We start from the raw sequence: 25,353 nt of genomic DNA on the forward strand, positions 1-25,353 counted from the left end.
CCCGCAAAGGCGGGCGTTTACAGGCTTAACGACTTGTAGCGCGTCGGGTAATCTCCCGACGGCCAGCATTTTATGCTTCTTCGTCGTCACGCAGCGGAACAATCAGCATGTCGACGTGGACAGTGTTGATCAGTTGGCGCGCGGAGGACATTAGCTTGCTCCAGAAATCCTGGTGATGACCACAAACGACCAGATCCATGTCGTATTTTTTGATGGCATCAACCAGAACCTGACCCAGGTCGCCGCTACCGCTCAGGGTTTCGGTGATAGGGTAGCCTGCGTTGGTGGAAAGCTCGGTTAGCGCGTGGTGGGTTTCTTCAGAAATGCGTTTCTGCATGTCGCCCAGATTCACGTCGATAAGCCCGGTGTACAGGTCGGAATAGTTTACGTCAACGTGGATAAGGGAGACTTTAGCATTGTAAGGCCGCGCCATAGAGACCGCTTTTTCAACCAGAACTTTGCTTTCCGGAGAAAGATCAACCGCGATAAGAATGTGTTTATAAGCCATAGTGTTACTCCTTCCATAAGTTGTCGATGACTAGCCTGCTGGCGTTTACCTGCCGCCGCGTCATCCGCATCCTGCGAACCTTGCGCGCGGGGCTAGCCCAGTCGTAAAAACGTACCATATAAGGACTATCCTTACATTATAGCGACCAGGATAATCCGTCAATCCGCCTTGCTTGCCAAGCAGTTAAACAAATTTTTTAGTTAATTGCATTGATAGCGATTAACCTTCTGGCAAAAAAATTAACTAATCTCCTACACTATCTAGAGAGGCGTTCGGATGCGTGATACTAATACGAACGGTTCGGCTGTACTCTTCACTGAATGATTTGGCAGGGTATCGGGGAGCGGTAGTCCCGGAAAGGAGTTCCGTGGGCGGGTCGCCGGGGAGGAGGTATGATAAGCACCATTGCATTGTTCTGGGCTTTATGTGTCGTTTGCATTGTTAATATGGCGCGCTATTTTTCTTCGTTACGCGCACTGTTAGTGGTACTTCGTGGTTGCGATCCATTGCTTTACCAGTATGTAGATGGTGGGGGCTTTTTTACCTCGCATGGGCAACCGAACAAGCAGATGCGTCTGGTGTGGTATATCTACGCTCAGCGTTACCGCGATCATCATGATGATGAGTTTATTCGCCGCTGTGAGCGGGTTCGCGGTCAGTTCATCCTCACCAGCGCGCTATGTGGCCTGGTGCTAATCAGCATGGTTGCGCTGATTATCTGGCACTGATGCCAACGACAGATACAAAAAAAGCGGGTCAGAAAACTGACCCGCTTTTTTACCGTGCATTCGCTTAGATAAGCTTCAGAGAGAGCCAGTAAAGCCCGCCGGAAAGAAGAATTGCGGCTGGCAGGGTGAAGACCCAGGCCATCAGAATGCTGGTCACCGTTTTACGCTGTAAACCGCCGCCATCAACAACCATCGTCCCCGCAACGGAAGAAGAGAGAACGTGGGTGGTGGAAACGGGCATACCGGTGTAACTGGCGAGACCGATAGAGACTGCGGCAGTCATCTGTGCCGACATCCCCTGGGCATAGGTCATGCCTTTCTTACCGATTTTCTCACCAATGGTGGTGGCTACGCGACGCCAGCCGATCATGGTACCAATGCCCAGCGCCAGTGCGACGGCCATAATGATCCAGATAGGCGCATACTCAATGGTGCTCAGCATGTCAGCTTTCAGTTTTTTCAGCAGACGCTGATCGTCAGTGCTTACGCCAGGCAGCTTAACCACTTTATCCGTGGTATCAGAGATGCACAGCATAATACGGCGCAGCTGACCACGCTGTTCGACGCTTAACTTGTCGTAGGTTTCCAGGTTCGCCAGCATACCTTTCGCACGTTCCAGCGCGTTGATGGTATTCGCCGGGTGGCAATGGAACTCTGTCGTCGTCGCTGGTGCCGCGTCCGTCGGGGACGGAATCAACTGGTCTACGCCTGTGGCCTGTTTAAGCAGGTCAGGACGCTGCTGGAAGAAGACTTCGACGTTATTGATGGCATCACGGGTACGGGTAATCTCGTAACCGGAAGCATTCATATTCACCACGAAGCCTGCAGGCGCTACGCCAATCAGCACCAGCATCACCAGACCAATGCCTTTCTGCCCGTCGTTAGCGCCATGAGAGAACGCCACGCCGATAGCGGAGAGGATTAGGGCAATACGGGTCCAGAACGGCGGCTTTTTCTTGCCATCTTTCTTTTCACGTTCTGCTGGCGTCAGGTGGATACGGGCACGTTTTTTTGTACCGCTCCAGTAGCGACGCAGAATGAAGATAAGACCGCCTGCAACCACCAGACCAACAATTGGCGAGATGATAAGCGAAGCAAAAATACCGATAACTTTCGGAATGTTAAGTGCATCTACCACAGAAGTGCCGGTCATCAGCGCATTGGTTAAACCAATACCGATAATGGCGCCAATTAGCGTGTGGGAGCTGGATGCAGGCAAACCAAAGTACCAGGTACCCAGGTTCCAGATAATTGCCGCCAGCAGCATGGAGAACACCATGGCGAGGCCATGTGACGATCCCATATTGAGCAGCAGATCCGTTGGCAGCATATGCACGATGGCATATGCCACGCTGAGACCGCCCAGCAAAACACCAAAGAAGTTGAACACCGCAGCCATGACCACCGCCAATTGCGAACGCATTGCACGGGTATAGATCACGGTTGCGACAGCATTGGCTGTATCATGGAAGCCGTTAATCGCTTCGTAGAACAGCACAAAAGCCAGAGCAAGCAATAGTAAAAGCCCGGTATGTAAATCCAGGCCAGCAAACAAATGTAGCATAGGACGTTACGCCATTTTGAGGACATGAACGCGGCGCATTATCAGTGACTTTGGCGGCGCGGGCAAAGTGAAATATAGAGTTTTTTTGATTTGTCTCCTGCTTTGTTTTACACCACTAAAGAATTATCCTATATATTTCAGTTAAATACCTTTTATCGGTAGTTTGGTGCTGGTGCGACCACTGAGGAATCTTTACAATTCACACCCGCTTTTTAGAGAGGATCGCAACGTGGAAAGGTTTGATACCGTTATTATAGGCGCTGGCGCAGCGGGTATGTTTTGTGCCGCGCAGGCAGGACAAGCAGGTAGTCGCGTACTGCTGATTGATAATGGTAAAAAGCCAGGGCGTAAGATTCTCATGTCTGGCGGGGGACGCTGCAACTTTACCAATCTTTATGTCGAGCCTGCCGCCTATTTGAGCCAAAACCCCCATTTTTGCAAATCGGCGCTGGCGCGTTACACGCAGTGGGATTTTATCGACCTGGTGGGCAAACACGGTATTGCCTGGCACGAAAAAACGTTGGGTCAGCTGTTCTGCGATGATTCCGCCCAACAAATTGTCGATATGCTGGTAGACGAGTGTGAAAAAGGTAACGTAACTATGCGGTTACGAAGCGAAGTTCTGAGCGTCGAGCGAGAGGGTGATGATTTCATTCTCGAATTGAACGGGATGATCGTGGGCACGAAAAAGCTGGTTATTGCCTCTGGTGGTCTCTCTATGCCGGGGCTGGGCGCGACGCCGTTTGGTTATAAAATTGCCGAACAGTTCGGTCTGAACGTATTGCCAACGCGCGCAGGACTGGTGCCCTTTACGTTGCATAAGCCACTGCTGGAGCAGCTTCAGGTGCTCTCTGGCGTGTCGGTCTCCTCTGTTATCACCGCCGAGGACGGCACCGTCTTTCGTGAAAATCTGCTCTTTACACACCGCGGGCTTTCTGGTCCGGCCGTACTGCAGATTTCCAGTTTTTGGCAGCCAGGCGAATTTGTCAGCATTAATTTGTTGCCGGATGTTGACCTTGCGAGCTTCCTCGATGACCAACGCAGCGCCCACCCTAATCAGAGCTTAAAGAATACGCTTGCTATGCAGTTGCCAAAACGGCTGGTGGAATGTTTACAGCAGTTAGGGCAAATCCCGGACGTCTCGCTGAAACAGCTTAACGTGCGCGATCAACAAACGCTGGTTGATACGCTGACCGATTGGCGGGTGCAGCCGAACGGTACGGAAGGGTATCGTACCGCTGAAGTCACGCTGGGCGGCGTTGATACCAATGAGCTTTCATCGCGCACGATGGAAGCACGTAAAGTGCCGGGACTCTATTTTATCGGCGAAGTGATGGACGTTACCGGCTGGTTGGGAGGCTATAACTTCCAGTGGGCATGGTCGAGCGCCTGGGCGTGTGCGCAAGATTTAGCGCCAGCCTGACTGTGACGCCCGACAACCTGAGCTGCCGGGCGTTATCATTAGTTCAGACCAAGAAAGTGCTGGGCGATTTTAAAGTAGATAATTAACCCGGTACCGTCGATAAGCGTGGCGATAAACGGGGCCGAAACCACGGCGGGATCAATGCCGATACGCTTGAGCACCATGGGGATCACTGATGACACCACGGCGCTCCACAGCGTAATGCAAACCAGCGTCAGGCTGACGATCAGCGTGATTTCCATGCCGATGCCCATCATCCACGCGCGTAAGCACCCTGCCAGGCCCAGCGTCAGAGCGATCAGCAGCGAAGTTGAAACTTCTTTGCGGATCACCCGGCCCATATCGCGCAGCCGCACTTCTCCCAGCGCCATTGAACGTACCAGCGTCGAAGTGATCTGCGTACCGCTGTTGCCGCCAGTACCAATTAATAGCGGAATAAAAAAGGCCAGGGCAATTGCGGATTCCAGCGCCTCTTCAAAATGCTGAAGCACGCTGCTGGTATAGGCTTCTGCGACAAACAGCAGCAGGAGCCAGACCGAACGTTTTTTCCACAATGTCCACGGACTAATTTCCAGATAGGGTTTTTCCAGCGGTAGCGTGGCGCCCTGAAGCTGAACGTCTTCAGTAACATCATCTTCCTGTAGATGAGCGATCTCTTTTTCCATCAGACAACCGACCAGCTCACCTCTCTCAACGACAGCAACCAGATCGACTTCGCGTTCGGCTAACTCGGCAACGACCTGCGCCCGTTCATCATCAGGCTTTACATGAAATAAACAGCTGTCCGTAAGATGGTTGATGTTCAGCGACGTATCTTTTTCCTGCAATAAGCGCTTGATGGATAACACCCCGCGCAGCGCTTTTCCGGCCACAACAAAGACCTGGCCTGGGATGTCATCCGTTGTGAGTTGGGAGACAAAGTACTCGCGAGCGCCGTTCACGCTGAGATGGTCCGGCAGAGTAATAAAATCGGTGCGCATATATTGGGCGATAGCGTCGCCGTTGAAATCCGGCATAGGATGATGAGCGGCGCAGAGTGGCATAGATGACATGGTGTAATTCCCTATAAAAATCTCTCATAGGGGCGAACAAGACAGGGTTAGCACAGGCAGATCCCTACGTCCTGGTTTTAGCACTGAACAACGTATCTGTCCGATGGTGAAATCGTCAGAAGTTACCTTGGCAACACCTTGATTCGATGGATGCCTGTATTTCCCTGAGTGGTCTCTCTCGATACCAGCAGGGCGGTAACTTGTATTTGTACAGGAGCCTCGCCATAACGAGATCGGTAAATGAGCCGCTATTATAGGGATGCCTAATCATTGATTATGTTTATAGTTGCGATTGTTTATCAATCGTTGATATACGAAATATTTCTTGTGCCAGGGCTGAACTGGAAACGACAACCGAATAGACATATTGAATCCAGGTGTTAGTATTCAATAGACAGCAGTTATGAGTATGCGTGTTTCATTTCCGGCCAGGAACGCTGATGATGACAACATTACTACCCGATTTCACAGCATTTTCGTCACTCACTTCCTTCGCGGTGTGCGTTGCTATAACGCCTGTCCGCACTCTGGCCATTATTTCTCATTCCTTCTCATCCCGGATGGAATCTCCCGCTGAATAGCTGTTCAGTGGGCTTTGTGACACGCATCGTTTGATAACAGGGATTACGGCGGGTCGGATATGGAAAAGATTAAGCGTCATCTGGTGTGGTGGGGCGCGGGTATTGTGGTGGTGGTTGCTGCAATAGCATGGTGGATGTTGCGTCCTGCGGGGATTCCGGAAGGTTTCGCGGCCAGCAACGGCAGAATAGAAGCTACCGAAGTGGATATTGCCACCAAGATTGCCGGACGAATTGACACAATCCTCGTATCGGAAGGGCAGTTCGTTCGTCAGGGCGAGGTGCTGGCGAAAATGGATACCCGCGTGCTGCAGGAGCAGCGGCTGGAAGCTGTCGCGCAAATCAAAGAAGCTGAAAGCGCGGTGGCTGCGGCACGAGCGCTGCTGGAACAGCGGCAAAGTGAAATGCGCGCCGCGCAGTCGGTGGTAAAACAGCGCGAGGCGGAACTGCAGTCGGTCTCTAAACGTCACGTTCGCTCCCGTTCGCTATCCCAGCGTGGGGCTGTATCCGAGCAACAGCTGGATGACGACAGGGCCGCGGCTGAAAGTGCTCGCGCGGCACTGGAATCCGCCAAGGCGCAGGTCTCTGCGGCAAAAGCCGCAATTGAAGCCGCCCGTACCAGCATCATTCAGGCGCAAACCCGTGTAGAAGCCGCGCAGGCCACCGAACGTCGCATTGCCGCTGATATTGATGACAGCGAGCTGAAAGCCCCGCGCGATGGTCGTGTGCAGTACCGCGTCGCCGAACCGGGCGAGGTGCTTTCCGCGGGCGGTCGCGTACTGAACATGGTCGATCTCAGCGATGTCTACATGACGTTCTTCTTACCTACCGAACAGGCTGGTTTATTGAAGATTGGCGGTGAAGCTCGCCTGGTGCTGGATGCTGCGCCGGATCTGCGTATTCCGGCGACCATTAGCTTTGTGGCTAGCGTCGCGCAGTTCACGCCGAAAACGGTCGAAACCAGTGATGAACGGCTGAAGCTGATGTTCCGCGTTAAAGCGCGTATCCCGCCAGAGCTGTTGCAGCAGCATCTGGAGTACGTGAAAACCGGTCTGCCGGGCATGGCGTGGGTGCGTGTTGATGAAAATCGCCCCTGGCCTGACGACCTGGTGGTGAGGTTGCCGCAATGACGCATCTGGCGCTGGTTCCCGTTCCTCCCGTGGCGCACCTTGACGGCGTGAGTCAGCATTACGGGAAAACGGTCGCGCTGAACAACATCACGCTGGATATCCCTGCCCGCTGTATGGTGGGGCTTATTGGCCCGGATGGCGTCGGAAAATCGAGCCTGCTGTCGCTCATCTCCGGCGCGCGGGTCATTGAACACGGCAACGTGATGGTGCTGGGCGGCGATATGCGCGACCCAAAACATCGACGGGATGTCTGCCCGCGCATTGCCTGGATGCCGCAGGGGTTAGGGAAAAACCTGTACCATACGCTGTCGGTGTATGAGAACGTCGATTTCTTTGCCCGGCTGTTTGGTCATGATAAAGCGGAACGCGAAGCGCGGATTACCGAGCTGCTGAACAGCACCGGCCTGGCACCGTTTCGCGACCGTCCCGCCGGGAAACTCTCGGGCGGGATGAAGCAAAAGCTGGGGCTGTGCTGTGCGTTAATCCACGACCCGGAACTGTTAATTCTCGATGAACCCACCACCGGGGTCGATCCGCTGTCCCGCGCCCAGTTCTGGGATCTAATTAACAGCATTCGCCAGCGGCAGACTAACATGAGCGTGCTGGTTGCGACCGCTTACATGGAAGAAGCCGAGCGCTTTGACTGGCTGGTGGCGATGAACGCCGGGGAGGTGTTAGCCACCGGGAGCGCCCAGCAGCTACGCGAACAAACCAACAGCAACACGCTGGAGCAGGCGTTTATCGCGCTGCTACCTGAAGCCCAGCGCCAGGCGCATAAGCCGGTGGTGATCCCGCCGTATCACGCTGAGCAGGAAGAGATTGCTATCGAGGCGAAAGACCTGACTATGCGCTTCGGTAAGTTTGTCGCCGTTGACCACGTTAACTTTCGTATTCCGCGCGGGGAAATCTTCGGTTTTCTCGGCTCCAATGGCTGCGGTAAATCCACCACCATGAAGATGCTCACCGGTCTGCTACCCGCAAGCGAAGGTGAGGCGTGGTTGTTTGGGCAAGCGGTTGACCCGAAGAATATCGATACCCGCCGCCGGGTGGGCTATATGTCGCAGGCGTTTTCGCTCTACAGCGAGCTAACTGTCCGGCAAAACCTCGAACTACATGCGCGGTTGTTCCATATCCCCGAAGCAGAAATCCCCGGGCGGGTACAAGAGATGAGCGAGCGCTTTTCGCTGACCGATGTCGAAGACGCGTTGCCCGGCGCGCTGCCGTTGGGGATCCGTCAACGCCTGTCGCTGGCGGTGGCGGTGATTCATCGCCCGGAAATGCTCATTCTTGATGAGCCGACCTCCGGGGTCGATCCGGTGGCGAGGGACATGTTCTGGCAACTGATGGTCGATCTGTCGCGGCAGGACAAAGTGACCATTTTTATCTCCACCCACTTTATGAACGAAGCGGAGCGCTGCGACCGGATGTCGCTGATGCACGCCGGAAAAGTACTGGCCAGCGGCACGCCGCAGGAACTGGTGAAACAGCGTGGCGCCGCCAGTCTGGAAGAGGCGTTTATCTCCTGGTTACAGGAAGCGGCAGGCCCGGCTCCGGAAGCTCAGTTACCGCCAGCCAATGTTCCGATAGCGCATGAAAATAGTCAGCCGCCGCGGCAGGGCTTTAGCCTGCGGCGGTTGTTCAGCTACAGCCGCCGTGAAGCGCTGGAACTACGACGCGATCCGGTACGTTCAACGCTGGCGCTGATGGGCACAGTGATCCTGATGCTGATCATGGGCTACGGCATCAGCATGGATGTGGAGAACCTGCGTTTTTCGGTGCTCGATCGTGACCAGACCGTCAGCAGCCAGGCGTGGACGCTGAATCTGGCGGGATCGCGCTATTTTATCGAACAGCCGCCGCTCACCAGTTATGACGAGCTGGACAAACGGATGCGTTCGGGCGAAGTGGCGGTAGCAATAGAGATCCCGCCAAACTTTGGCCGCGATATCGCGCGTGGCACGCCGGTGAAGATTGGCGTCTGGGTCGATGGCGCAATGCCGAGCCGCGCTGAAACGGTCAGAGGCTACGTACAGGCGATGCACCAGACCTGGCTGCAGGATGTGATGGCGCGTCAACCCAATTCCAGTGGGCAAAACGGGCTGATGACCATTGAAACTCGCTATCGTTACAACCCGGATGTAAAGAGTCTGCCGGCGATTGTTCCGGCGGTGATCCCGCTGCTGCTGATGATGATCCCCTCGATGCTCAGCGCCCTCAGCGTAGTGCGTGAGAAAGAGCTGGGGTCGATTATCAACCTGTACGTTACGCCCACGACCCGCAGCGAGTTTTTACTCGGCAAACAGTTGCCGTACATCGTGCTGGGGATGCTGAACTTCCTGCTGCTGTGCGCGCTGTCGGTGTTTGTGTTCGGCGTGCCGCATAAGGGGAGTTTTTTAACCCTGACGCTGGCCGCGCTGTTGTACGTCACCATTGCCACCGGGCTGGGTCTGTTAATTTCCACGTTTATGAAAAGCCAGATCGCGGCCATTTTTGGTACGGCGATTATTACGCTGATCCCGGCGACGCAGTTTTCTGGGATGATCGATCCGGTCGCCTCGCTCGAAGGGCCTGGACGCTGGATTGGTGAAATTTACCCGACCAGCCATTTTCTGACCATCGCGCGTGGGACGTTCTCTAAAGCGTTGGATCTGACCGATCTCTGGCAGCTGTTTATTCCGCTGGTGGTAGCCATTCCGGTGGTGATTGGTCTGAGCGTATTACTGCTGAAAAAACAGGAGGGGTGATGCGCCGATTACGCAATATTTATAACCTCGGTATCAAGGAGTTGCGCAGCCTGCTGGGTGACAAAGCGATGCTGACGCTGATCGTCTTTGCCTTCACGATTTCGGTTTATTCTTCCGCGACCGTCCTGCCGGGTTCGCTGCATCTGGCGCCGATTGCTATTGCCGATATGGACCAGTCGCAGTTGTCGAACCGGATTGTGAACAGCTTTTATCGCCCGTGGTTTTTACCGCCGGAGATGATCACCGCTGATGAGATGGATGCCGGACTGGACGCCGGGCGCTACACCTTCGCCGTGAACATTCCACCTGATTTTCAGCGTGATGTGTTGGCCGGTCGGCAGCCGGATATACAGGTTAACGTCGATGCCACGCGGATGAGTCAGGCCTTTACCGGCAACAGCTATATCCAGAATATCATCAGCGGCGAGGTGAACAGCTTTGTGGCGCGTTACCGTGACAATCGTGAGCCGCCGGTGGCGTTGGAAATGCGTATGCGCTTTAACCCTAATCTGGAACCTGCCCGCTTTGGCGCGGTGATGGCGATTATCAACAACATCACCATGCTGGCGATCGTGCTTACCGGGTCGGCGCTGATCCGCGAGCGCGAGCACGGGACCATTGAGCATCTGCTGGTGATGCCGGTGACGCCGTTTGAGATCATGATGGCAAAAATCTGGTCGATGGGTCTGGTGGTGCTGGTGGTTTCCGGTCTGTCGCTGATGCTGATGGTAAAAGGCGTGCTCGGCGTACCGATTGAAGGTTCGATACCGCTGTTTATGCTGGGCGTGGCGCTGAGCCTGTTCGCCACCACTTCGATCGGTATTTTTATGGGCACGCTGGCGCGCTCTATGCCGCAGCTGGGGTTACTGATGATTCTGGTACTGCTGCCGCTACAGATGCTCTCTGGTGGTTCTACACCGCGTGAAAGCATGCCGCAGGCGGTGCAGGACATAATGCTGACTATGCCAACTACCCATTTTGTCAGCCTCGCGCAGGCGATACTTTACCGCGGTGCAGGGTTTGGCATCGTCTGGCCGCAGTTCCTGACGCTGTTGGCGATTGGCAGCGCGTTCTTCCTGATAGCGCTGCTGCGCTTTCGAAAGACGATTGGCACGATGGCGTAAACATTATTGCCAGGGGGCTTCGCTTGCCTGGCCTACAAACGGTAACGGAGTAGGCCGGATAAGGCGTAGCCGCCATCCGGCAACGAAACAGGCAATTACTCTTCTTTCGGCAGGCACTGCAAATGACCGTGGCGCACGCCGCGTTGGGAGATCACGTCATCGGCAAAATGCTGTACATCGCCCATGTCGCCTTTTAGTACGGCGATTTCCAGGCAGTCGTCATGGTTGATGTGCACGTGCAGCGTGGCGACCGATAAATCGTGGTGGTGGTGTTGGGTAGAAACAATGCGGCTCGCCAGGTCACGCTTCTCATGCTCATAAACATACGAGAGTACCGCGAAGCCCTGAGTGCCGTGCTCCTGAGTGGTTTCCTGCGCCAGTGCGCTGCGCAGAATATCGCGGATCGCTTCGGAACGGTTGTTGTAGCCACGGCGCTGACTCAGGCCGTCGAGCGTTTCTAATAAATCGTCATCAAGTGTGATGGTGATACGTTGCATCAGATTTCAACCTTACGATATTGCGCGGCGGCGCACGGGAATGAAAACATTACAGCCTGTGTACGGCGTCGGCGGTCAGGGTAAATGGCGTGGGGGTGCAAACCGCCAGGCTCAGGGTATCGATCTGGCACTGGCTGACGGAGAGTGAGGAGGTCAGCGCGGTACTGTCGACGCTGACGATTTGCCAGGCACTGCCGCCGCGCTGTTTCACGATAGCTTCTTTACGCGTCCAGATGCGCCAGAACGCCGCCAGCTGTTGCTCCGGGTGTTCGGCTTCAACTTCAGCGTGTTCCCCAAGACTGAATACCGTATTTGCCAGCGTTTGCCAGTTATCGCGCGGGCGAATAACTTCAATATCGCAGCCGACTTCCCCTTCGTCGCTGAGCAGCAGGACGATGTCATCGCCGCTGTGGCTGAGATTGAACCACAGCGGCGTATCGGCGGAAAAGGCCGGTTTTCCTTGCTCGCCATAGATGATGTTCGGTAATGGCGAAAGTGCATGGGAAAGCAGCACGCGACCTGCCAGCCAGCGCGCACGGCGAACACCTTGCGGCGCTTGCTCTTTCATCGCGGCAGGCAGTTCGCCAGCGCTTAAAACAGAAACTTTCCCAAGAACGATCCGGTACATATCAGGACTAACCTTTAGTAATAATGGGGTTGTGTACCACTCTTCACATGCTGTTTGCAAGTTTATCCCGGTAATCGACTTTTGGGCCTGCCGGGTCCAAGCAAAATTGCCAGTTTGCTGCCGCCTGTGGTCGTTTCCATCCAGATTTTACACACGCTGGTTAACGGCACAGAGAGCAGCATGCCTACCGGGCCGAGCAGCCATCCCCATACCAGCAAAGAGAGGAAGACGATAAGCGTCGATAATCCCAGCCGATGCCCCATCATGCGGGGTTCGAGGATATTGCCAATCACCATATGCACCACCAGGAACAGCGCACCAACCAGTACGCATTCGTAAATGCCGTTGAACAGCAGCGCCTGGATCATGGGCGGGACGGCGGAAATGACCGAGCCAATGTTGGGCACGTAGTTTAGCAGGAAGGCCAGCACGCCCCACATCAGAGCAAACTGAATCCCCATCAGTGCCAGACCCAGCCAGATGATGGCACCGGTCCATAAGCTGAGCAACGTTTTCAGTGCCAGATAGTGAGATACGCCCTTGAGCGCCCGATGCAGCCCCGCAATATGGATTTGTGGGTTGTTCAGCGAAAAGCGCAGCTTATAAGGAACATGACGTACCTCAAACAGCATAAAGACGACCGTCATCACCAGCAGAACGACGCTGGCCATGGCGCCGGAAAGACTTGTCATCAGCGTGGTGGTGAAGGTCATTATTTTGTCGGAGTCCATGCGTTGTAGCATGCGCTCCGGGGACATATGCAGATTTAAAAAGGGAACCATCTCTTGCAGATGCAGGACCTTACGTGTCAGCTCCTTGTTGTATTTGGGTAGCATGGCCATGAATTCCGTGATCGAAGACGCGAGGACGCCGATCAGTGCCGTGAGGACGAACAGCATCACCACCACTACGAGCGTAATGGCAACCGGGCGACGTACTCCCCGGCGAATAAACCAGGCGACCAGCGGATTCAATACAATGGCAAAAAAGAGGGCCAGCAGCAGTTGCACAATGATATCCGCCGCGGCATGAATACCGGCGAGGATCACCACCAAAGCAGCCAGTTTGAGTAAAATGTGCAAACCCGTTTTATCGGGCTGAGCGGTTGTCATATTTTCTTCCTGTTTGCGTTTTTGCATTAAGTGTAGCGGCTGGCTTGCGGCTGAGATTCCTAAACTGACTGCTGATTTCTGCGCGGCAACATGGTAGAAATGAAACACTGTTGTGAAAATGTGGTGACCCTCCATGCCCGAACCCGTCGCTGAACCGACGCTGAGCGGTTTACGCCTTAACCTGCGCATTGTCTCTGTGGTGATGTTCAACTTCGCCAGCTATCTGACCATCGGCCTGCCGCTCGCGGTCTTGCCAGGCTATGTTCATGATGTGATGGGGTTCAGCGCCTTCTGGGCTGGGCTGGTTATCAGCCTGCAATATTTCGCTACGCTGCTGATCCGTCCGCATGCCGGTCGCTATGCCGATCTGCTGGGGCCAAAGAAGATTGTGGTATTCGGGCTGTGTGGCTGCTTTTTAAGTGGTCTGGGCTATTTGCTGGCGGGATCAACGAACGGCTGGCCGTTGGCTAGTCTGCTGCTGCTGTGCCTGGGGCGGGTGATTCTCGGGATCGGGCAAAGCTTTGCCGGAACTGGCTCTACGCTGTGGGGCGTGGGGGTGGTTGGCTCAATGCACATCGGACGGGTGATTTCCTGGAATGGCATCGTGACCTATGGCGCGATGGCGATAGGCGCGCCGCTGGGCGTTCTGTTTTATGCCTGGGGGGGCTTACAGGGGCTGGCGCTGACCGTGATGGGCGTGGCGCTGGTGGCGATACTGCTGGCGCTCCCTCGTTCTGCGGTGAAGGCCAGCAAAGGCAAACCGTTGCCGTTTCGCGCGGTGCTCGGGCGCGTCTGGTTGTACGGTATGGCGCTGGCCTTGGCCTCCGCTGGATTTGGGGTGATCGCCACGTTTATTACCCTGTTTTATGATGCCAAAGGCTGGGACGGCGCAGCTTTCGCGCTGACGCTTTTTAGCTGCACATTTGTCGGCACTCGACTGTTGTTCCCAAATGGTATCAACCGTTTAGGCGGGCTGAATGTGGCGATGATTTGCTTTAGCGTCGAGATTGTCGGGCTGCTGCTGGTCGGGATGGCTTCCATGCCGTGGATGGCGAAAATCGGCGTTCTGCTGGCTGGGGCTGGGTTCTCACTGGTTTTCCCGGCGCTGGGCGTGGTAGCGGTAAAAGCCGTCCCGCAGCAAAATCAGGGCGCTGCGCTGGCGACCTACACGGTGTTTATGGATTTATCGCTGGGGGTTACCGGGCCGCTGGCCGGGTTGATAATGACGTGGGCGGGCGTGCCGGTTATCTATCTGGCGGCAGCTGGGCTGGTGGCGGTGGCGTTATTGCTGACATGGCGGCTAAAAAAACGGCCTCAGGTGGTGTCACCGGAGGCCGCGTCATCGTCTTAACCGTTACTGGATAACCAGCGTGTTAATGATGTTTTCTGCGGTAGTCTGCGCTTTTTGCTGATCGTCAGCAGGCAGCGTGATTTGCAGGGTCAGCAGTTGATTGTCCACTTTACCCAGCACTACGGAAGAGTAAGCGGTCTGGCCTTTGGCTGAGATGATGCTGTCTAACTGCTGCAACGTATGGCCTTTCAGCTCAATAGATTTATTGGTGACGACCTGCAGCTGTGGGTCGCGGCTACGCTGCTGATCTTCCAGACGTTTTGCCAGCACAGCCAGGTCTTCGTTGGTGTTGTCGCCAACAATCACAATCACCGCTTTCTGGCCGGTTGCGTCAGAATAGACGTGCATATTGTTCGCCTGGGTGCCCAGCTTGCCGCTCTGATCGGTCATATCCGCTGGCAGGGAAAAACTGAGTTTGCCGTCCAGCAGGCTGACCGGTTGTCCGCTGGCGCTACTTTCTGCGGCAGCACCCTCGGCTGGCGCTTTTGTATCGCTATTATCACAGGCTGCAAGCCCCATAACCAGCAGGCCAATACCGACATATTTAACCAGATTGCGCATTGACTTCTTCCTTTCGATAAACGGCCATAACGGCTCATTCGTCCATCTTATCACAACTCGGAAAATGAACCTTTAACTCGTCTGCAATGCAGCGATTTCGGATTTATCTGCCAGCCTTTTCAGCAACATATTCAGCAGCACGCCGTACATCGGCAGGAAGAAAATAATGCTGATCAGCACCTTGAAACAGTAATCGACCAGCGCGATTTCCATCCAGTGCTCGGCCATGAAGGCATCCGGGCTACGCCAGAAAGCGATAAAGAAGAAGGCCAACGTATCGCTGATATTGCCAAATAGCGTGGACGCTGTCGGTGCCAGCCACCAACGACGGTTCTGGCGCAGGCGGTTAAAGACGTGCACATCCAGAATTTGTCCCAGCGCGTAAGCCATAAAGCTGGCGGCGGCGATACGGGCAACAAACAGGTTAAAGTGCAGCAGTGCGCCAAATCCCTGCCACGATCCCATATAAAACAGGGACGAAACGACATAGGAGATCAGCAACGCGGGGATCATCACCGCAAAGATGATACGTCGAGCCAGCGGCGCGCCAAAAATACGCACGGTCAGGTCGGTCGCGAGGAAAATAAACGGAAAGCTAAATGCGCCCCATGTGGTATGGAAACCAAAAATGGAGATTGGAAGCTGCACCAGATAGTTGCTGGAGGTGATCACCAGCAGATGAAATAGCGATAGCCAGAACAACGCTTTTACGCGCTGAGTTTGTGTAAACGGAGTCATATTGTGACCTTTTTGTTGGATGGGGTGAGGGAACCCAATAAAAAACCGTCGCATGATACTGCTTTAAGAGCACATTGCAATGGTTGTTTTTCACGCAATCGTTAACCTGATTGGCTTACGCCACAACAGAGCGTAAAATAACGCCGTTTTTGTATGAATGAGACGACGATGAGCGACCTGTTTACTTCCCCCGACCATACTCTTGATGCCCAGGGACTGCGCTGCCCGGAACCGGTGATGATGGTGCGTAAAACCGTACGTGGCATGCAGGCCGGTGAAACACTGCTGATTGTCGCCGACGATCCGGCAACAACCCGCGATATTCCTGGCTTCTGTACCTTTATGGAGCATGAGCTGGTGGCCAAAGAGACCGACTCGCTGCCGTACCGCTATCTGCTGCGTAAAGGTCACTAGTTTTGTTTGCTGGATGGTGCTAACGCTTATCCGGCCTACAAAGAACGTGTAACCCGTAGGCCGGATAAGGCCACGCCGTCATCCGGCAAAAAACTATCCTTTACGTAACAACCGCAGCGCGTTAGCGGTCACCAGTACCGTTGCCCCCGTATCGGCCAGCACTGCCAGCCACAATCCGGTTATCCCGAGCAGCGTGGTGACGAGGAAAATCCCCTTCAGGCCCAGCGCAATCGCAATGTTCTGGCGAATATTGGCGTGGGTGGCCCGCGCCAGTTGAATCATTTGCACCAGACCGCGCAGGCGGTTGTGGGTCAGGGCGGCATCGGCGGTTTCCAGCGCGACGTCGGTACCGCTTCCCATCGCAATGCCAATGGTAGCCGCTTTCATTGCCGGAGCATCGTTGATACCGTCGCCAACCATCGCCAGCGGCGATTGTCGGTTGAGATGGGTAACGGCCTGCACCTTATCTTCCGGCAAGAGTCCTGCTTTAAATTCGAGACCCAGTTCACCGGCAATGGCGGCCGCTGCACGCGGGTTATCACCGGTCAGGATCACGCCTTTCACGCCAATCTGATCAAGCTCGGCGATAGCGTTGCGAGCGTCGTCGCGCAGCGTGTCCTGTAGGGCCAGCACGCCGAGTACAGTATCGTTACGCAGCACCAGCACCACCGTTTGGCCCGCGCTTTCCAGCTCGCTTATCTGCCCGGCAAAGGCATCAGCAGGCTGCTTACCGGCGGCGCAAATCAGCACGCGCTCGCCGTCGACCAGCGCTTCAATTCCAGAGCCAACCAGAGCCCGTTGCTCTCTTGCGACAGGAATAGTCAGTTCGCGTGTTTGTGCTTCCCGGACAATCGCTTGTGCCAGCGGGTGTGTCGCACCTTGCTCTACTGCTGCCGCCAGTGCCAGCAGTTCAGCTTCACCAATACCGCTTGCCGGATGAATCGCTGTGACGCGCGGTTTACCGATGGTCAGGGTGCCGGTTTTATCAAACGCCACCTGTGTGACTCTACCCAACTGTTCCAGCGCGGCACCGCCTTTGATTAACGCCCCACGACGCGCCGCGGCGGCAAGACCAGAGGTAATGGCTGCGGGGGTTGAAATCACCAGTGCGCAAGGACAGCCAATCAACAGCAGCGTCAGTCCTTTATAAATCCACTCCTGCCAGGATGCGGCAAACAGCAGCGGCGGTACGAGGGTGACCAGCAGCGCAACCGCCATAATGGCTGGAGTGTAAATTCGACTGAAACGGTCAATAAAGCGCTCAATGGGGGCGCGACGTTCTTCCGCTTCTTCAATCAGCTTCAGAATACGATCAATGGCGCTGGCGCCCGGTTCGGAGAGCACTTCCAGCGTAACCAGACGGTCCACGCTGGTAGCACCTGCCGGGACTTTCTCGCCGGTGGCGCGTTCAACCGGGATCGATTCGCCGGTCAGTGCGCTTTCATCAAAACTGGCAAAGCCGGAAACCAGTTTGCCGTCGGCAGGTAAACGCCCACCCGCGGCAACTTCAATAACATCGCCAGGGCGGAGGCTATTAATAGCCACCTCTTCGCGCCCGCCGTTACGCAGGCGCGTGGCGGTTTCCGGTTTGAGCGCCATCAGTGCGCTGACCCCTTTACGGGCACGGCTGGCGGCCCATCCTTCCAGGCGTTCGCCAATTAAAAACAGCAGCAGCACCATGGCGGCTTCCGCCGTCGCGCCGATAAACAGTGCACCAATGGCGGCCACGCTCATCAATGTTTCAATGGCAAAGTAGCTGCCGGTTTTCATCAGACGCAGGGCCTGACGGGCAATGGGATACAGACCGACCAGCGTGGTGGCGATAAACGCTATCTGACCGAAGGGATGATTGAACTGCTCCAGCCCCCAGCTAATCGCCATCATGATAATCAGCGAAATCAGCGGTAGGTTTTCTTTAAAACGTGACTCGGGGGCGGCGTCCGTCGCGTGCTCATCGCGCAGGGTATAGCCTGCTTTTTGCACCGCGTTTTCAACTTGCTGGCGGATATCGGAACCGGCATCGACCACCAGTTTTTCAGTGGCGAACAGAACCTGGACCTGGTTGACGCCGCTGACCTGGCGGACCGCATTCTCTACTTTGCGGGCGCAGGCTGCGCAGTCCATGCCTGCCACTTTCCAGGAATAGCGGGTACCTAGTACGGTATCGGATACGGGCGGTGTAGTGGAGCAGCTTCCTTCGCAGCAGCAGTCATCCGCCTTTTGTGGCGCAGGCGCTGGCTTGAAAGAAGAAAATTGTGGGGCCTTTTTGCCACTGGTATCAGGTGTCGACATGGCATCCTCCGGTTGATAATCATTTCGTATTAACCGGAGGATACACTCTGGAGTCGACTCCAGAGTCAAGCGTTTTAAAGATACAACGAACGAACAATCAGGAAATGTCCGGCGAAGTAGCAGGCGGCGGCAATGGCGTTATCGGCGCGAAAGCGACGACGGTAATGGCTACCCAGCCAGACAATATTGCCAATGAACAGGAGCGATGCGCCCATAAATGCCGACAGCGCCGGAGCGGTCGGGCGGAAGAACCATAGTTCGCCAGCCATCCAGACCATCATCAGCGTGATGCCAATAAAGGTACAAATAGCGATGCGCAACTCTTCCAGACGCGTCCAGATCACGGCAATCAGCAGCGCCCCCAGCACCACCAGTACCAGCGGCAAAGGCCAGAAGAACGACAGCGTCATTTGGCTGGCGAAGTAAATGGTATACAGCAGATGCGACAGGAAGAATGCCCCCACTGCGTACAGCAGGCGTTGGCGCGGCAATAGCGTCAGCGCATCGCCCAGCAGCGAGGCCAGCAGACCAGCCAGCACCAGGTAACTGATAGCGCTAAACATTGGCGCCTGCCAGGCCAGCAGCGCCAGCAGGAGTAACGTCAGGGGTTTAAAGACCCAGCGTTGCCAGGCGGGCCCACGATAGGAAGCATCCACGAACAACCATGCGGAAAGGCAGACAGCGATAAACGACCAAAGCATCTTAGTTCCTTGAATTCGTTATTTTTTCGTAAGCGGGGTGCTTACGGCTCTACTGTCCAGTGTAGAGGTCGACACTGCCAGATGACAACACCATAACGGGCAATGTATGCTTATTTCCGCATTTTCTGATGGGTTAATACTATGAGCAAACCACCACTTTTTTTCATTGTTATCATTATCTTAATTGTTGTCGCCGCGTCGTTTCGCTTTGTTCAGCAGCGGCGTGAAAAAGCCGATAATGATGCGGCGCCGCTGGTGCAAAAGCAGGTGGTGGTGAGTAACAAACGGGAAAAACCGCTTAACGATCGACGATCCCGTCAACAGGAAGTGAGCCCGGCGGGAACCAGCATGCGCTATGAAGCCAGCTTTAAGCCACAAAACGGCGGCCTGGAGCAGACGTTTCGTCTGGATGCTCAGCAGTACCATGCGCTAACGGTCGGGGATAAAGGCACGCTAAGTTACAAAGGTTCGCGTTTTGTTGATTTTACGCTTGAACGCTAAGGTGTCATCTGACTGATGCCGGATGGCGGCTTACGCCTTATCCGGCCTACAGATTTTTTCGCCCCGGCTCGCAACGTGCCTCCGGGCGAAAAGATCGCAGTTACTTCTTCAACTGATCTTTAATCTTCTTCTGCCACACCAGTAGCTCAAAGACGCCGAACAGAAAAATACGGATTTTCTCTCCGTTGGTCATCTGCGGGCCATCTTTAGGCATGGTGCTTTTTAGTAGCGCCAGTTGCATGCCATGCATCAGCACCATAAATATCAGTGCGACGTTAACGAAGATGTTAAGCGGGCGTGGAAAGGGTTGGAAAATATTCAGTAGTAAAAATGCCCAGACGCACAGCATCAGCAGGCGTCCCAGGTTAATCAGCATCGTGTTCTCCTCGTGCTTCACGTTGGTACAGGCGATAGGCGACCTGTCCGGCGACTTTCTCACGGTATAGCGACCAGTTCACCGGAACCGGCGGCAAACCGTTTTCTACTTCGCTTTCCACGTAAATATACGCTTCGTTCGCCAGCCAGCCATGAGTTTCCAGAAGCGTTAATGTTTCTTCCAGTAACCCTTTGCGAAACGGCGGATCCACAAATACCACGTTATGCGGCGTACCCGTCTGAGCCAAAAATGCCAGCGTATTGGTATTGACGACGCGGGCATGGGAGGCTTTCAACGTGGCGAGATTCTTTTGTAGCTGCTGAGATACCGCGCGATCCATCTCCAGAAGCGTCGCATTTGCCGCATAGCGAGAGAGCGCTTCCAGCCCCAGCGCGCCGCTGCCGGCGAAGCAGTCCAGACAGTGAGCATCGACCATTACCGGGGCCAGCCAGTTAAACAACGTTTCGCGCACACGGTCGGTGGTCGGACGCAGGCCGGGGCTGTCCGGAACCGGGAGTTTACGGCCACGCCATTGCCCGCCAATAATGCGGATCTGGCCGCTACCAGAGTGATTCGGTTTTTTCATTTCTATTATTGCTCAATCCGCCTATAGCATGTCATTCCAGGCGGTGATGTGAGTTAAGTTAACCCGTCGCCTTTCAAGTTACCTCTTCGTTGGCTGCACTTACTCACCCGAATCACTTACTAAAAGTAAGCTCATCGGGATTCGTGCGCTTGCCGCCTTGACGTAACTCGAAATTCATTGGGTATAAGTGATAGACTATTTCATCATTTTTTTAGCTGCTATGTACATAGCGTTGACGCTGTGCCATGAAGCAACAGCGGGGGAGTGTAGTCGCAAATGGCGAAAGAGAAAAAACGTGGCTTTTTTTCCTGGCTGGGCTTTGGTCAAAAAGAGCAGGCACCGGAAAACGAGACAGAAGTAAAAAACGAAGAACAACAACCGGTTGCTGAAGAAACTACCGTCGTTGACGAACAGCCGCGCGCCGAGGAAACCCGTAGCGAGGCGGAAACGCAAGCCTTTGCAGCTGAGGTCGTTGAAGTAACTGAACAGGTTGCGGAAATTGAGAAACTGCAGCCGGAAGAAGAACCTGTCGCCAAACAAGCGCAGCCGGAAATTGAGCTGGTTGCTGAACCCGTTGCTGAAACTGTAGTGGAAACGCCAGCGGCGGTGGTTATCGAACGCGAAGAATTGCCGCTGCCGGAAGAGGTGAAAACCGAAGAAGTTTCTGCCGAAGAGTGGCAGGCCGAAGCGGAAACCGTGGAAATCGTTGAGGCGGCTGAAGAAGAAGCTGAAAACGAGCCGCAACTGACCGACGAAGAGCTGGAAGCCCAGGCGCTGGCCGCTGAGGCTGCTGAAGAAGCGGTTATGGTGGCGCCGGTAGAAGAACCTGCTGTAGAAGAAGCGGTAGAAGAAGAGGCGGTCCAGGAGCAGGAAAAACCAACCAAAGAAGGTTTCTTTGCGCGACTGAAACGCAGCCTGCTGAAAACAAAAGAAAACCTCGGTTCCGGATTTATCAGTCTGTTCCGTGGTAAAAAGATCGACGATGATCTGTTTGAAGAGCTGGAAGAGCAGCTGCTGATCGCCGATGTGGGCGTAGAAACGACCCGTAAGATCATTGCGAATCTGACAGAAGGTGCCAGCCGCAAGCAGCTTAAAGATGCGGAAGCGCTGTACGGCCTGCTGAAAGAAGAGATGGGCGAGATTCTGGCGAAGGTTGACGAACCGCTGAATGTTGAGGGCAAAACACCATTTGTTATCTTAATGGTTGGCGTCAACGGTGTGGGTAAAACCACCACTATTGGTAAGCTGGCGCGTCAGTTTGAGCAGCAGGGTAAATCAGTAATGCTGGCGGCGGGCGATACTTTCCGTGCGGCGGCGGTAGAACAGCTGCAGGTCTGGGGTCAGCGTAATAATATCCCGGTGATTGCTCAGCATACCGGTGCGGATTCCGCGTCCGTTATCTTTGATGCCATCCAGGCGGCGAAGGCGCGTAACGTAGACGTGCTGATCGCTGATACCGCAGGGCGTTTGCAGAATAAATCGCACCTGATGGAAGAATTGAAAAAAATCGTTCGCGTCATGAAGAAGCTGGACGAAGATGCGCCGCATGAAGTTATGCTGACTATCGATGCCAGCACCGGGCAGAATGCGATAAGCCAGGCCAAACTGTTCCATGAAGCGGTGGGCTTAACCGGTATCACCCTGACCAAGCTGGACGGTACGGCGAAGGGCGGGGTTATCTTCTCGGTTGCCGATCAGTTTGGCATCCCTATCCGCTATATCGGTGTGGGCGAACGTATCGAGGATTTACGTCCGTTTAAAGCGGACGATTTTATAGAGGCACTTTTTGCCCGAGAGGATTAACAATGATTCGCTTTGAACATGTCAGCAAGGCCTATCTCGGTGGGAGACAAGCGCTGCAGGGAGTGACCTTCCATATGCAGCCTGGCGAGATGGCGTTTCTGACCGGCCACTCCGGCGCGGGGAAAAGTACCCTGCTGAAGCTGATTTGTGGAATTGAACGGCCCAGCGCCGGGAAAATCTACTTTAGCGGGCATGACATCAGCCGTTTGAAAAACCGCGAAGTGCCGTTTCTGCGTCGTCAGATTGGCATGATTTTTCAGGATCACCACCTGCTAATGGATAGAACCGTGTTTGACAACGTGGCAATCCCACTGATCATCGCGGGCGCCAGCGGGGACGATATTCGTCGTCGCGTGTCAGCGGCGCTGGATAAGGTCGGGCTGTTGGACAAAGCGAAAAACTTCCCGATTCAGCTCTCTGGCGGTGAACAACAGCGCGTCGGCATTGCCCGTGCGGTGGTGAATAAACCAGCGGTGCTGCTGGCGGATGAACCAACGGGGAACCTGGATGACGCGCTGTCGGAAGGGATCCTGCGCCTGTTCGAAGAGTTTAACCGCGTCGGGGTCACGGTATTAATGGCCACGCACGATATTGGCCTGATCTCCCGTCGCTCCTATCGCCAAATGGTTCTGAGCGATGGACATCTGCATGGAGGCCTGGCGCATGAATAGACGTGACGCTATTAACCAAATCAAACAGTTCGGTGGCCGACTGGATCGCTTTCGTAAATCGGGCGGTGCGCCGGGTGATGGCGGTCGCAACGCGCCTAAGCGTGCGAAGGCCGCGCCAAAGCCGAACTCGCGTAAAACCAATGTCTTTAATGAGCAGGTACGTTATGCGTTCCAGGGCGCGTTACAGGACCTGAAAAGCAAGCCGCTGGCGACGTTCCTGACGGTGATGGTTATTGCCATCTCCCTGACGCTGCCAAGCGTGTGCTACATGGTTTATAAGAACGTAAACCATGCAGCAAGTCAGTATTATCCGTCCCCGCAGATCACCGTTTACCTGCAAAAAACGTTGGATGATGATGCGGCGGCGCGGGTGGTTGGTCAGTTGCAGGCCGAGCAGGGCGTGGAGAAAGTGAATTATCTTTCCCGTGACGACGCGCTGGGCGAATTCCGTAACTGGTCTGGATTTGGCGGTGCGCTGGATATGCTGGAAGAGAACCCGCTGCCGGCCGTGGCGGTGGTGATCCCGAAACTGGACTTCCAGGGTACGGAGTCGCTAAACACGCTGCGTGACCGCATCGCACAAATCAACGGTATTGATGAAGTGCGGATGGATGACAGCTGGTTCGCTCGCCTGGCGGCGCTGACGGGCCTTGTCGGACGCGTTTCCGCGATGATTGGCGTGCTGATGGTAGCGGCGGTCTTCCTCGTCATCGGTAACAGCGTGCGTCTGAGTATTTTTGCGCGTCGCGATACCATTAACGTGCAAAAACTGATTGGCGCGACGGATGGATTTATCCTGCGTCCGTTCCTCTACGGCGGGGCACTGCTCGGTTTTTCCGGTGCATTTCTTTCACTGATTTTGTCAGAAATTTTGGTGATGCGTCTGTCGTCAGCGGTAACTGAAGTGGCACAGGTATTTGGAACCAAGTTTGATATCAATGGTTTATCATTCGATGAATGCCTGTTATTGCTGCTGGTGTGCTCGATGATTGGCTGGGTGGCAGCCTGGCTTGCCACGGTTCAACATTTACGCCACTTTACCCCCGATTAAAAAATCTCTGGTATAATCTTTCCCTGCACTGAGTAGTTCGCTCTGCAGGGAAAGAGTCCCTGTGATCTCTTCCCGGCGTATTCATTGTGATGTCACATTTTGTGCGTAATCTATACACATTACGACATGGAACTTGTGGATAAAATCACTGTCTGATAAAAGATTGAATGATATTCTCGTTGCTCATAAGCTCTGGCATGGTTGTTGCTATTGGTTTTAGCCAATGCGCCAGATGAAAAGATTGAGAGGATTTGAATGACCAAAGAAATGCAAAATTTAGCTTTAGCCCCTGTTGGTAACCTGGAATCTTACATCCGGGCTGCGAACGCGTGGCCGATGTTGTCGGCTGACGAGGAGCGGGCACTGGCTGAAAAGCTGCATTACCAGGGCGATCTGGAAGCAGCTAAAACGCTGATCCTGTCTCACCTGCGCTTTGTTGTTCATGTTGCTCGTAATTATGCGGGCTATGGCCTGCCGCAGGCGGATTTGATTCAGGAAGGTAATATCGGCCTGATGAAAGCCGTGCGCCGTTTCAACCCTGAAGTGGGTGTGCGCCTGGTTTCCTTCGCCGTGCATTGGATCAAAGCTGAGATCCACGAATACGTTCTGCGTAACTGGCGTATCGTTAAAGTCGCGACCACTAAAGCGCAGCGTAAGCTGTTCTTTAACCTGCGTAAAACCAAGCAGCGTCTGGGCTGGTTTAACCAGGACGAAGTTGAAATGGTTGCTCGCGAGCTGGGTGTTTCCAGCAAAGACGTGCGCGAAATGGAATCCCGTATGGCGGCGCAGGACATGACGTTTGACATGTCTTCAGACGATGAGTCTGACAGCCAGCCGATGGCCCCGGTGCTGTATCTGCAGGATAAATCTTCTAACTTTGCCGACGGCATTGAAGAAGATAACTGGGAAGATCAGGCCGCGAACAAACTGACCCACGCAATGGAAGGTCTGGACGAGCGTAGCCAGGACATCATTCGTGCTCGTTGGCTGGACGAAGACAACAAGTCGACGTTGCAGGAACTGGCCGATCGCTATGGCGTTTCCGCTGAACGTGTTCGTCAGCTTGAAAAGAACGCCATGAAAAAATTGCGCGCGGCGATCGAAGCATAATCTTCCAGCCGACCTGGAAATGCTGATAAACCCTGGATGAAAATCCGGGGTTTTTTGTTTTTATCTCTCACCCTCTCTCCTGACGTTTATGCTTTTTGTCATCAAGTTGT

Annotated in this window: 24 protein-coding genes and 1 riboswitch; of the genes, 12 read left to right on the top strand and 12 right to left on the bottom strand. The window is 54.5% G+C overall.

All coding sequences use genetic code 11. The annotated features are described in order from the left end of the window. Positions 1-70: 70 nt before the first annotated feature. Positions 71-508, bottom strand: coding sequence for a universal stress protein UspA (gene uspA, locus SK33_RS01075; RefSeq protein WP_003023368.1), 438 nt, complete (start codon positions 506-508; stop codon positions 71-73). A gap of 392 nt (positions 509-900) precedes the next feature. On the opposite strand from uspA, the gene uspB reads away from it, so the two are divergent. Then, on the top strand, positions 901-1,236 hold the full coding sequence (uspB, locus tag SK33_RS01080; protein ID WP_003023371.1) for a universal stress protein UspB: 336 nt from the start codon (positions 901-903) through the stop codon (positions 1,234-1,236). 64 nt (positions 1,237-1,300) lie between these two features. Here uspB and pitA read toward each other — a convergent pair whose 3' ends face one another. Continuing rightward, positions 1,301-2,800 (bottom strand): inorganic phosphate transporter PitA, encoded by a 1,500-nt coding sequence (pitA, locus tag SK33_RS01085; RefSeq protein WP_003023373.1) that lies wholly within the window; start codon positions 2,798-2,800, stop codon positions 1,301-1,303. Between the two features lie 229 nt (positions 2,801-3,029). Between pitA and SK33_RS01090 the strand changes: the two genes are divergently transcribed. Continuing rightward, positions 3,030-4,223: an NAD(P)/FAD-dependent oxidoreductase gene (locus SK33_RS01090; RefSeq protein ID WP_003023377.1), complete on the top strand. Its 1,194-nt coding sequence runs from the start codon at positions 3,030-3,032 to the stop codon at positions 4,221-4,223. 38 nt (positions 4,224-4,261) lie between these two features. Here the strand turns inward: SK33_RS01090 and SK33_RS01095 are convergent, their stop codons facing one another. Continuing rightward, positions 4,262-5,275, bottom strand: a complete 1,014-nt coding sequence (locus SK33_RS01095) for a magnesium transporter (RefSeq protein WP_003837796.1) — start codon at positions 5,273-5,275, stop codon at positions 4,262-4,264. A gap of 55 nt (positions 5,276-5,330) precedes the next feature. Continuing rightward, positions 5,331-5,514, bottom strand: a riboswitch (M-box (ykoK) riboswitch). A gap of 401 nt (positions 5,515-5,915) precedes the next feature. Here SK33_RS01095 and SK33_RS01100 point away from each other — a divergent pair. From SK33_RS01100 to SK33_RS01110, 3 genes are read left to right on the top strand one after another with little or no spacing between them, the layout of a single operon-like run. After that, positions 5,916-6,983 (top strand): HlyD family secretion protein, encoded by a 1,068-nt coding sequence (locus SK33_RS01100; protein ID WP_048218801.1) that lies wholly within the window; start codon positions 5,916-5,918, stop codon positions 6,981-6,983. Continuing rightward, positions 6,980-9,727, top strand: coding sequence for a ribosome-associated ATPase/putative transporter RbbA (rbbA, locus tag SK33_RS01105; protein ID WP_048218800.1), 2,748 nt, complete (start codon positions 6,980-6,982; stop codon positions 9,725-9,727). The genes SK33_RS01100 and rbbA overlap by 4 nt, the downstream gene beginning before the upstream one ends. Further along, positions 9,727-10,851, top strand: coding sequence for an ABC transporter permease (locus SK33_RS01110; protein WP_048218799.1), 1,125 nt, complete (start codon positions 9,727-9,729; stop codon positions 10,849-10,851). The genes rbbA and SK33_RS01110 overlap by 1 nt, the downstream gene beginning before the upstream one ends. Positions 10,852-10,946: 95 nt before the next feature. On the opposite strand, the gene nikR is transcribed toward SK33_RS01110, so the two are convergent. The 3 genes from nikR to SK33_RS01125 form a co-directional block, all read right to left on the bottom strand. Then, the gene (gene nikR, locus SK33_RS01115; RefSeq protein ID WP_032937232.1) at positions 10,947-11,348 is read right to left on the bottom strand and encodes a nickel-responsive transcriptional regulator NikR; all 402 of its coding nucleotides are present in this window, start codon (positions 11,346-11,348) and stop codon (positions 10,947-10,949) included. A 49-nt stretch (positions 11,349-11,397) separates the two neighbouring features. Continuing rightward, positions 11,398-11,976, bottom strand: coding sequence for a 4'-phosphopantetheinyl transferase AcpT (gene acpT, locus SK33_RS01120; protein WP_003023390.1), 579 nt, complete (start codon positions 11,974-11,976; stop codon positions 11,398-11,400). A gap of 62 nt (positions 11,977-12,038) precedes the next feature. Beyond that, positions 12,039-13,088, bottom strand: a complete 1,050-nt coding sequence (locus tag SK33_RS01125) for an AI-2E family transporter (protein WP_003023393.1) — start codon at positions 13,086-13,088, stop codon at positions 12,039-12,041. A 133-nt stretch (positions 13,089-13,221) separates the two neighbouring features. On the opposite strand from SK33_RS01125, the gene SK33_RS01130 reads away from it, so the two are divergent. Continuing rightward, on the top strand, positions 13,222-14,439 hold the full coding sequence (locus SK33_RS01130; protein WP_048218798.1) for an MFS transporter: 1,218 nt from the start codon (positions 13,222-13,224) through the stop codon (positions 14,437-14,439). Positions 14,440-14,442: 3 nt separating this feature from the next. On the opposite strand, the gene SK33_RS01135 is transcribed toward SK33_RS01130, so the two are convergent. Continuing rightward, complete coding sequence (locus SK33_RS01135; protein WP_003837816.1) at positions 14,443-15,000, bottom strand: DcrB family lipoprotein; 558 nt, start codon at positions 14,998-15,000, stop codon at positions 14,443-14,445. Between the two features lie 72 nt (positions 15,001-15,072). Further along, complete coding sequence (locus SK33_RS01140; protein WP_003837818.1) at positions 15,073-15,738, bottom strand: 7-cyano-7-deazaguanine/7-aminomethyl-7-deazaguanine transporter; 666 nt, start codon at positions 15,736-15,738, stop codon at positions 15,073-15,075. A gap of 168 nt (positions 15,739-15,906) precedes the next feature. Between SK33_RS01140 and tusA the strand changes: the two genes are divergently transcribed. Further along, positions 15,907-16,152 (top strand): sulfurtransferase TusA, encoded by a 246-nt coding sequence (gene tusA, locus SK33_RS01145; RefSeq protein ID WP_003023404.1) that lies wholly within the window; start codon positions 15,907-15,909, stop codon positions 16,150-16,152. Positions 16,153-16,245: 93 nt separating this feature from the next. Here tusA and zntA read toward each other — a convergent pair whose 3' ends face one another. Both zntA and SK33_RS01155 read right to left on the bottom strand, forming a co-directional pair. After that, positions 16,246-18,444: a Zn(II)/Cd(II)/Pb(II) translocating P-type ATPase ZntA gene (gene zntA / locus SK33_RS01150; protein ID WP_048218797.1), complete on the bottom strand. Its 2,199-nt coding sequence runs from the start codon at positions 18,442-18,444 to the stop codon at positions 16,246-16,248. A gap of 74 nt (positions 18,445-18,518) precedes the next feature. Continuing rightward, positions 18,519-19,145 carry a lysoplasmalogenase gene (locus SK33_RS01155; protein ID WP_048218796.1) on the bottom strand — a complete coding sequence of 209 codons (627 nt, stop codon included), beginning with the start codon at positions 19,143-19,145 and terminating at the stop codon, positions 18,519-18,521. 141 nt (positions 19,146-19,286) lie between these two features. Between SK33_RS01155 and SK33_RS01160 the strand changes: the two genes are divergently transcribed. Continuing rightward, positions 19,287-19,646 carry a DUF2500 domain-containing protein gene (locus SK33_RS01160; RefSeq protein ID WP_003023413.1) on the top strand — a complete coding sequence of 120 codons (360 nt, stop codon included), beginning with the start codon at positions 19,287-19,289 and terminating at the stop codon, positions 19,644-19,646. 100 nt (positions 19,647-19,746) lie between these two features. On the opposite strand, the gene SK33_RS01165 is transcribed toward SK33_RS01160, so the two are convergent. Together SK33_RS01165 and rsmD are read right to left on the bottom strand one after the other, a co-directional pair. Next, positions 19,747-20,022 carry a DUF1145 family protein gene (locus SK33_RS01165; RefSeq protein ID WP_003023415.1) on the bottom strand — a complete coding sequence of 92 codons (276 nt, stop codon included), beginning with the start codon at positions 20,020-20,022 and terminating at the stop codon, positions 19,747-19,749. Next, complete coding sequence (gene rsmD / locus SK33_RS01170; RefSeq protein WP_048218795.1) at positions 20,012-20,608, bottom strand: 16S rRNA (guanine(966)-N(2))-methyltransferase; 597 nt, start codon at positions 20,606-20,608, stop codon at positions 20,012-20,014. The genes SK33_RS01165 and rsmD overlap by 11 nt, the downstream gene beginning before the upstream one ends. 276 nt (positions 20,609-20,884) lie before the next feature. On the opposite strand from rsmD, the gene ftsY reads away from it, so the two are divergent. The 4 genes from ftsY (at position 20,885) to rpoH (ending at position 25,243) form a co-directional block, all read left to right on the top strand. Next, positions 20,885-22,411 carry a signal recognition particle-docking protein FtsY gene (ftsY, locus tag SK33_RS01175; protein ID WP_048218794.1) on the top strand — a complete coding sequence of 509 codons (1,527 nt, stop codon included), beginning with the start codon at positions 20,885-20,887 and terminating at the stop codon, positions 22,409-22,411. Between the two features lie 2 nt (positions 22,412-22,413). Next, positions 22,414-23,082 carry a cell division ATP-binding protein FtsE gene (ftsE, locus tag SK33_RS01180; protein WP_003023420.1) on the top strand — a complete coding sequence of 223 codons (669 nt, stop codon included), beginning with the start codon at positions 22,414-22,416 and terminating at the stop codon, positions 23,080-23,082. Continuing rightward, positions 23,075-24,133, top strand: a complete 1,059-nt coding sequence (gene ftsX / locus SK33_RS01185) for a permease-like cell division protein FtsX (protein ID WP_003837835.1) — start codon at positions 23,075-23,077, stop codon at positions 24,131-24,133. The genes ftsE and ftsX overlap by 8 nt, the downstream gene beginning before the upstream one ends. Before the next feature lie 255 nt (positions 24,134-24,388). After that, complete coding sequence (rpoH, locus tag SK33_RS01190) at positions 24,389-25,243, top strand: RNA polymerase sigma factor RpoH (RefSeq protein WP_003023425.1); 855 nt, start codon at positions 24,389-24,391, stop codon at positions 25,241-25,243. Positions 25,244-25,353: the final 110 nt, after the last annotated feature.

Origin of the sequence: Citrobacter sp. MGH103 (assembly GCF_001034475.2) — a bacterium.
GTDB lineage: Bacteria > Pseudomonadota > Gammaproteobacteria > Enterobacterales > Enterobacteriaceae > Citrobacter > Citrobacter freundii.